The 12,277-nt window shown below is 73.0% G+C and carries 11 protein-coding genes; 3 read left to right on the forward strand and 8 right to left on the reverse strand.

Annotation, left to right across the window (positions count from 1 at the left end; genetic code table 11):
- The 5 genes from ABZW03_RS27020 to ABZW03_RS27040 form a co-directional block, all read right to left on the reverse strand.
- Nucleotides 1-688, reverse strand: a 688-nt coding sequence (locus tag ABZW03_RS27020) for an NAD(P)-dependent oxidoreductase (protein ID WP_355263405.1), incomplete at its 3' end; no start/stop codon positions are given.
- Nucleotides 685-1,071 (reverse strand): hypothetical protein, encoded by a 387-nt coding sequence (locus ABZW03_RS27025; RefSeq protein ID WP_355263408.1) that lies wholly within the window; start codon nucleotides 1,069-1,071, stop codon nucleotides 685-687. The genes ABZW03_RS27020 and ABZW03_RS27025, both read right to left, overlap by 4 nt.
- Complete coding sequence (locus tag ABZW03_RS27030; RefSeq protein ID WP_355263435.1) at nucleotides 1,068-2,450, reverse strand: aspartate aminotransferase family protein; 1,383 nt, start codon at nucleotides 2,448-2,450, stop codon at nucleotides 1,068-1,070. Before ABZW03_RS27030 ends, ABZW03_RS27025 begins: the two co-directional genes overlap by 4 nt.
- A gap of 28 nt (nucleotides 2,451-2,478) precedes the next feature.
- A complete protein-coding gene (locus ABZW03_RS27035; RefSeq protein WP_355263411.1) occupies nucleotides 2,479-3,885 on the reverse strand; it encodes an NAD(P)/FAD-dependent oxidoreductase in 1,407 nt (468 codons plus the stop codon).
- The gene (locus ABZW03_RS27040; RefSeq protein ID WP_355263414.1) at nucleotides 3,882-4,856 is read right to left on the reverse strand and encodes a glycosyltransferase family 2 protein; all 975 of its coding nucleotides are present in this window, start codon (nucleotides 4,854-4,856) and stop codon (nucleotides 3,882-3,884) included. Before ABZW03_RS27040 ends, ABZW03_RS27035 begins: the two co-directional genes overlap by 4 nt.
- Before the next feature lie 1,115 nt (nucleotides 4,857-5,971).
- Here ABZW03_RS27040 and ABZW03_RS27045 point away from each other — a divergent pair.
- Entirely contained in the window at nucleotides 5,972-7,162 is a 1,191-nt protein-coding gene (locus ABZW03_RS27045; protein ID WP_355263417.1) for an MFS transporter, read from the forward strand.
- A 64-nt stretch (nucleotides 7,163-7,226) separates the two neighbouring features.
- On the opposite strand, the gene ABZW03_RS27050 is transcribed toward ABZW03_RS27045, so the two are convergent.
- Genes ABZW03_RS27050 through ABZW03_RS27060 form a run of 3 tightly spaced genes read right to left on the reverse strand, consistent with a single transcriptional unit; the run spans nucleotide 7,227 to nucleotide 9,729 of the window.
- Entirely contained in the window at nucleotides 7,227-8,243 is a 1,017-nt protein-coding gene (locus tag ABZW03_RS27050; protein WP_355263420.1) for an NAD-dependent epimerase/dehydratase family protein, read from the reverse strand.
- 32 nt (nucleotides 8,244-8,275) lie between these two features.
- On the reverse strand, nucleotides 8,276-9,109 hold the full coding sequence (locus ABZW03_RS27055; RefSeq protein WP_355263423.1) for a bifunctional 5,10-methylenetetrahydrofolate dehydrogenase/5,10-methenyltetrahydrofolate cyclohydrolase: 834 nt from the start codon (nucleotides 9,107-9,109) through the stop codon (nucleotides 8,276-8,278).
- Nucleotides 9,106-9,729 carry a cyclodeaminase/cyclohydrolase family protein gene (locus ABZW03_RS27060; protein WP_355263426.1) on the reverse strand — a complete coding sequence of 208 codons (624 nt, stop codon included), beginning with the start codon at nucleotides 9,727-9,729 and terminating at the stop codon, nucleotides 9,106-9,108. The genes ABZW03_RS27055 and ABZW03_RS27060 overlap by 4 nt, the downstream gene beginning before the upstream one ends.
- 466 nt (nucleotides 9,730-10,195) lie before the next feature.
- Between ABZW03_RS27060 and ABZW03_RS27065 the strand changes: the two genes are divergently transcribed.
- Complete coding sequence (locus tag ABZW03_RS27065; RefSeq protein WP_355263429.1) at nucleotides 10,196-11,806, forward strand: carbamoyltransferase C-terminal domain-containing protein; 1,611 nt, start codon at nucleotides 10,196-10,198, stop codon at nucleotides 11,804-11,806.
- Between the two features lie 71 nt (nucleotides 11,807-11,877).
- Nucleotides 11,878-12,277 (forward strand): hypothetical protein (locus ABZW03_RS27070; protein WP_355263432.1); only part of this gene is annotated, 400 nt, incomplete at its 3' end.

Here is a 12,277-nt window from a genome sequence, read left to right on the forward strand (position 1 = left end):
CCCGGCCGTCGGGGCCGGTGGCCGCGACGCCGAGGGCGGTGGCACCGCCGTCGTGGAGGATCCGCTCCACCCGGACCCCGGGGTGGATGACGGCGCCCATGGCCTCCGCTTCGGGCAGGTAGCTGAGGGCCATGCTCTGTTTGGCGCCGCTCGGGCAGCCGGTGGCGCACTGGTTGCGGTGGCGGCAGCCCCGCACGACCCGCTGGGGGTGCTGCCAGCGCCAGCCGAGCGACGAGGCGGCCTGGGCGAGCAGCCGGGAATCCGCGTTGCCGTCGCCGTGCTCCTGCACGATCATGCCGAGCCGCTGCTGCACCCGCGCGAAGTGCGCGCCCATGACGTCGGCCCGGTAGCCGCCGTACCCGGTCCCGGCCGCCCAGCGGTCGAGGAGGGCCGCCGAGGGCTGCCAGAGCAGGCCGCCGTTGACCACCGTGGTGCCGCCGACCACGCAGGCCTCGCCGTAGGCGATCGGCGGCGTGCCGAGGATCGCCGTCGCTCCGCCGTTGCGGTAGAGGCGGCGCATGGACTCGGCGGGTGTGGCGGCCGCGAGGTCCTCGGTGCTGACCCTGGGGCCTTCCTCGAGGACGGTCACCGCGCGGCCGGCGGCCGCCAGTTCGCGCGCGGCGACGCTGCCGCCCGCGCCGGAGCCGACGACCAGTGCGTCGCAGTCGATGTCGGTCGCGGCGCTCACCGCAGTGCCTCCCGGGCGGCCGGTCCGTCCAGGGCACCGTACAGGGCCAGCGCCGTGGTGGCGCGCAGGACGTCGGCGTAGCCGGGGACGCCCCGCAGCCGCGCCAGCCCCGCGCGCAGCCGGCTGGGCGAGGCGTTCCCGGGGAAGCGGCCGGCGACGGCGAGGAAGGCCACGGGGAACAGCCGCAGGGCCGCCGACACGCCCCAGCGCTGGACGGCCGGGGCCCGGTCCAGGCTCTCCGCCGTGTGCCGGACCGCCTCGCGCAGCGCGGGCCGGGAGCGCAGCGGCGCGAACTCGGCGGCCCAGCAGCGGGGCAGGCCGGAGGCCCGCAGGGCGGACGCGGTGCCGGTCACGCGCCGGGGGTGCCCCCACCGCTCGCTCATGCCGACACCTTCTCCTTGACCAGCCCGGCGAGCAGCCGGGTGGCGCCCCGGGAGAGCACCTCGTCCAGGGCGGTGACGAACAGGTCCACCTCGTCCGGCTCGGCGACCAGCGGCGGGGAGGCGATGAGCGCGATCGAGCGGTTGGAGCCGAAGAAGGTCAGGATGCCGTGGTCGCGGTAGAGCGCCGCGATCACTGCGGCGGTCAGCACCTTCGACATGGCCTGCGGGTCCTTCGCGGCGGCGGTCGGCAGCTTGCTGCGCACGCTCTCGGGCAGCTGCGGACCGGGCGTCAGGAACAGCCCGTGCAGCGCGCCGCGGCCCCGCACCTCCCGCACCAGGCGCGGGTGACGGGCGGCGATCCCGGCCAGTCCGTCGCCCAGGCACTCGCCCAGCTTCCGCGCGCGGCCGGGGAAGTCCTCGTCCACGGCCACGGCGACGGCCTCCAGCGCGGTCGCCGTCTCCTCGCCGAACCCGTAGTACGTCGTGCTGTGCAGGGTGGCGTCGGCCAGGTTGTCGTAGGCGCTGCGGAAGATCGGCTCGCGGGCGATGTACCCGGAGATCGACGCCTTGCCGCCGCCGAAGGACTTGGACGTGGTGACGATGTCGGGGACGAGCCCCGGGTGGTGCAGGAAGTGGAAGAGCTCACCGGTCTTGCCCCAGCCGGTGTACACCTCGTCGAAGATCAGCACGATGTCGCGCTCGGTGCACAGCCGCCGCACCGCGCGCAGGAATCCGGGCGAGCACTCGCGCAGGCTGGAGGCGCTGAACGGCTCCAGCACGACGGCGTACACGTCGCACTCGCCGGCCGACGAGGTGTGCCGCTCCAGCGCCAGCAGGAACGAGTCCAGGTCGTCGTAGCCGAACCTGTCCGTGCCCGGGATCCGCGGGTACGAGAAGTGGACCTCGGGCGAGGCCGTCAGGCTCCCGGCGCCGAGCAGCTTCCCGTGGAAGGCGATGTCGGTGTGGAGCACGGTGCCCCGGCGGCCGCGGTGGTACTTGTAGGCGAGCTTGACCGCGCCCTCCACCGCCTCCGCCCCGGAGTTGGGGAAGTAGCTGACGTTGAGGTCCTCCGGCAGCAGCTGCGCGAGGTTGTGGCCGAGCGCGGCGACGTACGGGGAGAGGTAGTTCTTGTGGACCTCCATCCGCTGCGCCTCGAGGAAGCGCTTGCGGGCGGCGAGGATCCGCGGGTGGTTGTGCCCGTGGTTGAGGACGCCGACCCCGCCGGTGAAGTCCAGGATGCGCCGGCCGTCCCGCAGGTGGATCCAGGCGCCCTCGGCGTGGTCGGCGACGTCCCGGCCGAAACCGAAGGACCCGATCAGGGAGACCTGGCTGCGGCTGACGTACTTCCGGTACAGGTCGTGGACCTGCTCGGCGGTCATGGCCTCGGCCTGGTCGACGGTCAGCAGTTCAGGCACGGTGGCTCCCGGAGACGGTTTCGGGGGTGCGCTCGGCGGCGAGGCGGTCGAGGACGAGCAGCCCGGCGCGGCGGCCGTCGCGCACGGCGTAGTTGGTGCCGCGGTCCTCGGGGAAGACCTGGGCCATTCCCGCCAGGTACAGTCCGCGGATCCCGGACTCCACCGGGGGCATGGTGCGGGTGTAGCCCGGGGTGATCACCGGCTGGGCGTAGGCGGCGCGCCAGACGTGGAAGCGCTCCACCCAGCTCTCCCGGAAATCGGGGAACATCCGCTGGATGTACGGCAGGCTGTAGCGGAAGACCTCCTCGTCGGACATCCGGTACAGCTCGGCGTCCGTCGGAAGGTACTTCGACAGGTAGACGACGTGCCGGCCGTCGTACCGGTCGGGGCTGTCCAGGTTGGTGTGCTCGATGACGCCGACATAGGGGAAGCCGGGGTCGTTGACGTTGAGCCAGTAGGTGTCCGACAGGCGGCGGTTGTTCTCCAGCACCAGGCAGACGTTGCCCAGGTAGTCGACCGCGGACCAGCGCCGCCGCACCTGCGCGACGCCCGGGTGGTCGTCGTCCGCGTGGTCGAGCAGTCCGGCGGCCAGCGGCGGGGCCACGGTGACGAGGACCTGGCCGGCGGGGTGGAAGACGCCGCCCGCGGTCACCCCGCTGACCCCGGACGCACCAACGTGGACGGCCTCGACCTCGGTGCCGGTGAGGAACTCCGCGCCCAGCGACTCCAGCCGGCGCCGGAGCGCGTCCAGCAGGACCTCGCAGCCGCCCTTGAGGTAGTACAGCGTCTCCTTGCCGGAGCGCGAGCGGCTGCCGCCGCGCAGGTGCAGCTTGGTCCACATCCAGGTGGCCCCCACCTGGGAGGCGTAGTCGCCGAACTTGCCCTCCAGCAGGGGGCGCCAGACGGTCTCGTAGACGCGGCGGCCGCCCAGCGACACCAGCCACTCCTCCGCCGTGCGCGATTCGAGGTCCCGCCAGTGCTTCACCCGCCGGGCCTTCAGCGCCAGCACGCCGAGCCGCAGCCGGTCCACCAGCGGCAAGGGGCTGAACCGCAGCAGGTCCAGGGGGGCCGACAGCCGGTACACCGAGTTGGCGTAGTACACGCCGGTCCGGGTCTCGTGGGCCTCCAGCAGGTGGGACAGGCCCAGCCCCGCGCAGAGCCGGACCATCTCCTGGTCGGAGTCGAACCAGTGGTGGTAGAACCGCTCCAGCCGCCGCCCCTCCCCCACGTCGAAGCTGGCGGCGAGCCCGCCGACCACCTCCTCGCGCTCGATGACGCGCACGCTCCGGCCCTGGGAGGCGAGTTCGAGCGCGGCCGACAGACCGGTGAAACCGGCCCCGACGATCACGACGTCCACCGGCGTGGCCGGCGCTGTGTTCTGCTCCGCTGTCGTGCTCACAGGGCGACACGCTCCTCAAGGTGTACGGGCTCGGGTACGGATGCGCCGATCGCTTCGAGTCGCTCGCCGACCACGTAGTGGGGCCGGCCCCTGACCTGGCGCAGCACCGCGCCCAGGTACTCCCCCACCACGCCCAGGGCCAGCGCCTGGACACCGAAGGCGCCGGAGGACGCCAGCAGCCGGACGTCACGGCGCAGCGTGGCGGCGGTCGCCCCGCCGATCAGGGTGAGCGCGCCCAGGTAGGCGGGCAGGCGCAGCGGGAGGGAGGAGTTGGCGAGCAGACCGTTGCGGGACAGGGCGAGCATCTTGCGCAGGGTGTACTTCGTCGTGCCCGCGAACCGCGCCGCGCGGTCGAAGGTCACGCTGGTCTCCGGCAGTCCGAACCAGCTGACGGCACCGCGGAGGTAGAGGTCCTGCTCGGGCGAGGCGGACAGCAGGTCCACCAACTCCCGGTCCATCAGCCGGAAGTCGCCGGTGTCGAGCTCGGGCGGCCGGTCCGACACGGCGCTGAGCACGCGGTAGAACGCGGCGGCGGTGGCCCGCTTGAACACGGTCTCGCCGGCCCGGCTGCGCCGCCGGGCGGAGACCACCGACCAGCCCTCCAGCCACCGGGCGGCCATCTCGGTGATCACTTCCGGGGGGTCCTGCAGGTCCGCGTCGATGACGACGACGGCGTCGCCCCGGGACTCGCGCAGTCCGGCCAGGCAGGCGCCCTGGTGGCCGAAGTTCCGGCTCAACCGGATCGCCCGGGTGGAACCGGACCGGCGGACGAGGGAGTTGATCAGATCCCAGGTGCCGTCGGCGCTGCCGTCGTCCACGTAGATCTGTTCGGTGTCGAACTCGGGCAGGGCGTCCAGGACACGGCTCAGGCGCTCGTGGGTGTGCGCCAGCACGTCGGTTTCGTTGTAGCAGGGGACGACGACGCTGAGCAGCGGTCGCCGGGTGGCGAAGACACGGCGTTTCGGTAACACGGCACTCCTTAGGGGGAGTTGGTGTGCGTCGTAGCGGTGAGTGGTCGAAGACGTCGGGCTTCTCACGGGCCCTCGGATCGGGCTTGTTAACGCTCTCAGCGCTGTCACCTGTGAGCAAGGGGATTCGAGCGGGGCGAGTGAGCCGGACAAGCATTTGAGTCTATGTGTGAGCGCTAACAGAATGCGTCCGGAACGAGCCTGTCGAAACGTGTCGAACCAGCAGCGTGGGCGCGATCCCGGCTCGCCCGTCGGGGCCCGTCCGAGTGGCTCGATCCGACGCGGGGGCACGGTGGCGACCTGCCGTCGAGCAGGTCGCCGCAGACGTCGTCGAAGGCGCCGTCGAACACGACCGCGGCCAACCGATCTTCGCTGGTCGCCGAGCCGGGGGCCGGGGAGCCCCGTACCGGCTTCGCCGCCGCCGCACGCATCGACGCAGGCCAAGGGACGTCTCGGCGGCGCGCACCGGAAATGTGACCGGAATCCGTCGGGAGCCCTTGCCATGTCGCGTGCGACCAGCTCGCCGGACGAACTCGTCGTGCACATAGGCCACCGGCGCCCCGGCCGCGTCGGTGGCGGCCCGGTAGCGGTTGGCGCCGTCCTGGAAGTGGACACTGATCGCGCTCCGGGGCACGTCGCCCAGGTTGGCGCCGCTGCCGTGCAGGGTCAGCGGGTGGTGGAAGCTGACCTGTACTCGCTTCAGCTCGATCCGGCGGGGCTCGAACGGCACGTCCAGTGGGCAGGGGTCTCCGTTCGTTGGATGGACGGGCGAGGGGCTGCCGCGGGAGCCGGCTCCGCTGCCGCGTCGCACCGCCCGGGCGCAGCGCATGGTGGGGGGAAGGCGGCCTCGGGATTCAACTCTTCTCAACCGCACGGGAAATGCACGCCTTGACGGGGCTTCAGGAGCCGACATAGCCTGCTGTTGTGATCAGGAACCCTCGGCCGCTCCCGCGGAAGTATCCCGGCTTCGCGCGGTTGAGTTCCCTTCCCTGTTGACCTGCTGACGCAGCTCGCTCTCCGTGGGCTTTCGGAGGACGGATTTTCGGGTCGATCGCGACCGTAGCAGCACCCAATTCCTCCTGTCCGCACTCGACTTCGCGAAAAGACCGAGAGGGATCATGGCGGGGAAGCTGCCTCGGGAAGTGCGCGCCCTGGTGGCCGCGGGCTTTATGGTGTCGATAGGTTATGGCTTTGTTGCCCCCGCAATTCCGCTGTATGCCAGGGGATTCGGAATATCCTATTTCGCGGCGTCCGCCGTGGTCAGCGTCTTCGCCGTGCTGAGGATCGCGAGCTCCGCTCCCGCCGCGCAGGTGGTGACCCGGATGGGCGAGCGGGACAGCTACGTGCTCGGGCTGCTGGTCATCACGGTCTCCACCGGCGCCTGCGCCTTCACCACCGAGTACTGGCAACTCCTCCTGTGCCGCGGCGTATCGGGGATCGGCTCGGCGCTCTTCACGGTCGCGGGCGGGACGCTGCTCGCCCGAACCGCACCGCCCGACCTGCGCGGCCGGGCCTCCGGCGTGTACAGCACCTTCTTCGTGCTGGGGGGCATCGGCGGACCGCTGCTCGGCGCGGGCCTCCTCGCCGTCGACCTGCGGACGCCGTTCCTGGTGTACGCGGCGGCCCTGTTGCTCGCGGCGGTGGTGATGCGGGTCGCGGTCCAGGGCGGCCGAGGGGCCGGAACCGTGACGCGCGGGGTCCCGGCGGACACCGCCCGGTTCGCGGACGCCCTGCGCCACCCCGCCTACCGGGCGGCACTGGTCTCCAACTTCGCCAACGGGTGGATGGTCTCCGGCGTCCGGATCACGCTCGTTCCGCTGTTCGTGGCGGAGGGGCTCGGTCAGGGCGGCGCCTGGGCGAGCACGTCGCTGGCCGCCTTCGCGGTCGGCAACGCGGTGGTCCTGCTGGGCGCGGGCGTGTGGTCCGACCGCAGCGGCCGCCGGCCACCCGTGATGCTCGGCCTGTTCCTGTCCGGGGCCGGCACCGTCGTGATGGGGCTCACCGGGAGCTTCGCGCTGTTCGTCGCGGCGTCCCTGGCGGCCGGGCTCGGCAGTGGCCTGCTCACCCCGCCGCTCAACGCGGCGGTCGCCGACGTACTGGGGTCACGGAACCGGGGCGGACCGGTCCTGGCCGGCTTCCAGATGGCATCCGACCTGGGTAGTGTCGTCGGACCGCTGATCGCGGGCGCGCTGGCCGGTGCGTGCTCGTTCGCGGTCGCGTTCGCCGTCACCGGCGCCTGGGCCCTGTTGAGCCTGCCGCTGTGGTGGCGGGCGCCGGAGACGCGGCCCGCGTCCCCCGTACCGACCTGATCCCCCGTCGGCTCCGGGCGGTGCGGGGCGCCGGGGCCGGTACGGGGGCGCCGGTCGGTACGGCTCAGGCCGGGCCCGGGGCGGTGGCGAGCAACAGGGCCTCGCGCTCCCGGGTCAGCCAAGGGCGCTGCTGCAGCAGCGCCCGGTGCTCCGGGGGGCCGTTCAGCCAGGCCCAGGTGTCCGCCACGGTCTCCTCGACCGGACGGAACCGGGCGCCGGCGGCCACCGCGCGGGACACGTCGACGCCGTAGACGTCCGCCTCGCCGGCCCGCGGCGGGATCCACAACGGCAGTTCGCTCCACGGCCGGACGCCGCTGTTCAGCAGATGGCCCTCGTCCGTCCAGCGCAGGTCGGCGCCACCGCCGGCCGCCTCCCTGCAGGCCTCCAACAGGCGTCCCATCGTGGCGTGTCCGGGCGGGCAGACCAGGTTGTAGGCGCCCCCGCGCCGGTCGCGGCCGGCGTCCAGCACCCACTCCGCGAGGTCCCGGGCATCGACGTACTGCACCTGGCGGCCGGACGGCCCCGGGGCGAGCACCGGCCCCGGGTCGCGCATCCGCAGCAGCCACCACGGCAACCGGCCGACGTACTCCCACGGACCGACGACGAGCCCGGCCCTGACGAGCAGGGCCCTCTCGCCGAAGGCCTCCAGCACCGCGCGCTCGGCCGAGGCCTTCCGCGCGGGGTAGTCCGCGCCCTCCTCGGGCCCGGGAGCCAGCAGCGGGCGGGACTCGGTGAGCGGGGGCGGCGACGGGTGTCGGTAGACCGTCAGGCTGGAGACGTAGCCGTAGCCGCCCACCGCGTCGGCGAGGAGGCCGGCGGTCGCCCGGACCGCCGCCGCCGGGCCCTGCCAGGTGTCGACCACCTGGTCCCACTCGCGTCCGCGCAGGACCTGGAGGTCCTCTGCCCGGGTGCGATCACCGGTCAGGCGCTCCACCGTGGGACCGCCGTCGGCGTCGGCCGGGTCGAGGGGGCCGGTACGGTCCCAGTTGAAGGTGGTGACCGCCCAGCCCCTGGACCGGGCGGACTCCACCACGGCGCGGCCGACGAAGGCCGAGCCGCCGAGCACCAGCAGTCGCCGCACGGCTCCTCCTCGTCGTCCTCGATGACCGGCGGTCAGCCGCGGGCGGCTGCCACCGTGTGGCGCAGCAGGAGCGCCGTGGTGACCGGGCCCACGCCGCCGGGGACGGGGGTGCAGGATCCGGCACGGCTCTCGGCGGCGGCCGGGTCGACGTCACCGGCCAGGCCTCCGTCGGCGGTGGGGTTGGTGCCGACGTCGATGACGACCGCACCCGGCTTGATGTGCTCGGCGCCGATGAAGTGCGCCCGGCCCACGGCGACCACCAGGACGTCCGCCTGGGCGCACACCTCGGCGAGTTCGGCCGTCCGGGAGTGGCAGACCGTCACCGTGGCATGCTCGTTGAGCAGCAGCAGGGCAGCCGGCTTGCCGACCACCGTGGAGCGGCCGACCACCACGGTCCGGGCGCCCGCGAGGTCGCCGACCTCGTGGTGGAGCAGCTCCAGGACGGCGGCGGCGGTGGCGGGCGCGAAGGTCGGCAGTCCGGCGGCGAGCCGGCCGAGACTGGTCGGGTTGGCGCCGTCCACGTCCTTGCGGGGGGCGATGTGCGCCGCGACCTCGTCGAGGCGCACCCCCTCGGGCAGCGGGGTCTGGCAGATGATGCCGTGCACGGACGGGTCGGCGGACAGCTTGCCCAGGAGGTCGGCGACATCGTCGCCGCTGGGGTCGGTCAGCTGCTCGATGCGGCTGGTCACCCCCGCCTTGGCCGCCGCCCGCTCGATCGAGCGCACGTACCAGGCGGTGGCCTCGTCCCGGGTGGGCACCACGATCGCGAGGGTCGGGTCCGTGCCGGCGGCACGCAGTTCGGCGGCGGTGGCGGAGACCTCGGCCATGATGCCGGCGGCGACGCCGCGGCCGTCGATGGGCTTCACTTGGCGATCCTTTCGCGGACCTCGGCCACGACGGCGTCGGCCTCGGCTGCTGCTGCGAGGGGGGCCGCGAGCCGGCCCCGGAGGGCTGCCCGCTGCTCCTCGTCGGTGAGGGCGGCCAGGTTGACCTCCACGTTGACGACGGCCGCGTCCAGCGCGGCTCGGGCGGAGGAGGCGGCCACCGCGACGTCCGAGACGACGTTCACGTTGGCGCCGGGCAGCACGGCGCGGCTGAGCCGGACCACCTCGGCCGCGAGTTCCGCGGTGCGCAGCGGCACCTCGGCCGCGCCCACCAGGGCGGTCTGGATCGCGGCGGTCCGGGCCCGCTTGTCGGCGTCGGTGCCCTTGGGGAGCTGGTACGCCGCGATGACGGCGGCGAAGGCCACCGCGTCGTCGGCGGCCAGTTCGAGGGCCTTGCCCCGGAGTTCCTCCGCGTTCTTGAGCGCGGCGGTCAGCTCGGCCTCGTAGGCGGCGTACTTGGGGCGGCCGATCGTCAGGTTGCACACCATGGAGATCAGGGCGGCGCCTACCGCGGCGTTCATGGCCGCCGCCGCGCCGCCGCCCGGCGTGGAGGAGCCGGATGCCAGGTCGTCGAGCCAGCCGCCGACTGGTTGGGTCTGCACGCAGTGCTCCCTCTGGGTGGGGTCGGTACACATCGGAACAGCGGACAGAGCCTACACAGGAACCGTCCCCGCTCCGACGGATGCTATCGCCATCCATGGTGACGTTGCGTCAAAAACGGTACAGCCGAGGCGTATTGGGCGATTTCCACCTGTTGGATCTTCATATCGCCGCAATGTTCCTGCAATGCTGCGAATCTAGTGTTGCCACACGACCGACTATGGCAGGGGTTCCAACTCGCGTGCCGCTCCGGCGGCCTGTCGCCACGGGAATGGGGTACCGCATCCGATGCGTCGCAAAGCGGTATTGGGGTTCAGTGGAATTTCATCGGCCAGAGACTTCAAGGCGCAGAGGTGGCCCGGCCTCGACGACCGTGAATACGCCATCTCCCAGGGCGCTGATTCCGCGGCAGCACTGGTCGTCGACGGCCGGGTCGTCGCGGCCGCGGCGGAGGAGCGGTTCGACGGTGTGAAGCACTCGTCGGCCTTTCCCGCCGGCGCGGCGCAATTCGCCCTGGGGCTCGCGGAGATGAAGGCCTCGGACATCGATCTGGTCGCCCACAGCTTCTCGTTCGGCCCCGAGCGCGATTTCTACCTCGGGCAGGGCGACTACTACCGGGGGCTCTACGAGACCGCCCTCGCCCCGGAGGCCAACCGGACCGTCGCGGAGCGGCACCTCGGGGTGGACCTGGACGGGCGGTTCCTCCCCGTCCCGCACCACCTGGCCCACGCCGCCAGCGCCTACTATCCCAGCGGCTTCGGGGACGCCCTCGTGGTGGTGTCCGACGGCCTCGGCGAGCGGAACTCCGCCACCGTGTACGCCGCCGGGCGGGGGTTCGAGACCCTGGCCGAGGTGCCCGCGCACAGCTCGCTCGGGCTGCTGTACGGGCTGTTCACGCTCTACCTGGGGTTCGCCTTCGGGGACGGCGAATACAAGGTGATGGGCCTCGCCCCGCACGGCGACCCGAACCGCTACACCGAGACGATCCTCCGGGAGTGGGTGCACCTCGACTCCGAGGGCCGCTACTTCGTGCCGCTGCTGCTGGAGAACGCCGACGACCTCGACAAGGAGACCTACCGGGCGTCCCTGGCCGCCGTCGAGCGGGAGCTCGGGCCGCGCAGGCGGCCCGGGGAGCCGCTGGAGCAGCGGCACATGGACGTCGCGGCGGCGCTCCAGGCCGTGCTGCAACGCGCCCAGCTCCACCAGTTGGCGCACTACCGGCGGCAGACCGGCCTCACCCGGCTCTGCCTGGCCGGCGGCGTCGCGCTGAACTGCGTCGCCAACGGGACCCTCCTGCGCAGCGGGCTCTTCGAGGACGTCTACGTCCAGCCCGCGTCCGGTGACGACGGCGCCGCGTTGGGCGCGGCCCTCGTGGGCGCCGCCGAGTTGGGAGACCGTCCCGGGCCCGGCTCGGGCACCCTGCTCGGCCCCGCCTACGGCCCCCGGGACTACGACAGAGCGGCCGGATCCGTCCCCGGCGTCACGGTCCGCCGCACCGCGGACGAGGCCGAACTGATCAGTGCCACCGCCGGATTGATCGCCGAAGGAAAGGTCATCGGCTGGTTCCAGGGCCCGATGGAGTTCGGCCCCCGGGCGCTCGGCAACCGCAGCATCCTCGCCGACCCGCGCGCCGCCGACATGCGCCGGCGCATCAACGCCCTGGTCAAGAAACGGGAGTCGTTCCGCCCCTTCGCCCCCGCCGTGACGGAGGAGGCCGCCGGCACGCTGTTCGAGATCGAACCGGAGGACATCCACCGGTTCGCCGAGATGCTCTTCGTGGCGTACGTCCGCGAGGAGTACGTGCGGCGGCTGCCCGCCGTCACCCATGTGGACGGCTCGGCCCGGGTGCAGAGCGTGTCCCGCCGCAGTTCACCCCTGTTCTGGTCGCTCATCAGCGAGTTCGGAGCCCTCACCGGCGTGCCGGCGGTGTTGAACACCTCCTTCAACGTCGCGGGCCAGCCCATCGTGCGGACTCCCGACGAGGCCGTCCGCACCTTCCTGGACGCCGGCCTGGACGCCCTCGTCCTCGGCCGCCTGATCATCACCCGGGCCACCGCCGAGCAGTCCGCGCCGAACTGAGCCACCCCGCCCGCACGCCGCCCTGTAGCCCCGCCGCACCGCGGCACGGGCCCGCAACCACCCGGGGAACCATGACCTCCGTCGAACCTGCTGCCAGCGCGCCCCCGGACCACGGGGGCGAGGCCGACTCCTTTCCGCTGCTCCCCGCCCGCACGGCCGCCCGGTCGTTCCGGCGCGCCTCGGGCGAGGCCGTCGGCGGCCCCGAACTCCCGGTTCTGCTGGCCGCGTTGGCGGCCGTGCTGAGCCGGCACAACGACCTCCACCGGATCCGCGTCGCGGTTCCCTTCGTCTCGAACGAGCGGACCGGGCTGGTGACCCTGCGGCTCGACCTCGGCGAGGAGCCCACCTTCGCGCGGGCCCTGGACGCGGCCGACCGGGCCCTGGAGCAGGCTCGCCGGCTGACCGGGCCCGAGCTGGCGGAGCGGCTCGCGGAGCCCGCGCCCGCCTGCGCGGTCTCCGCCCTCGACCGGC

It is taken from the genome of Kitasatospora sp. NPDC004799 (genome assembly GCF_040609095.1).
Taxonomy (GTDB): Bacteria; Actinomycetota; Actinomycetes; order Streptomycetales; family Streptomycetaceae; genus Kitasatospora.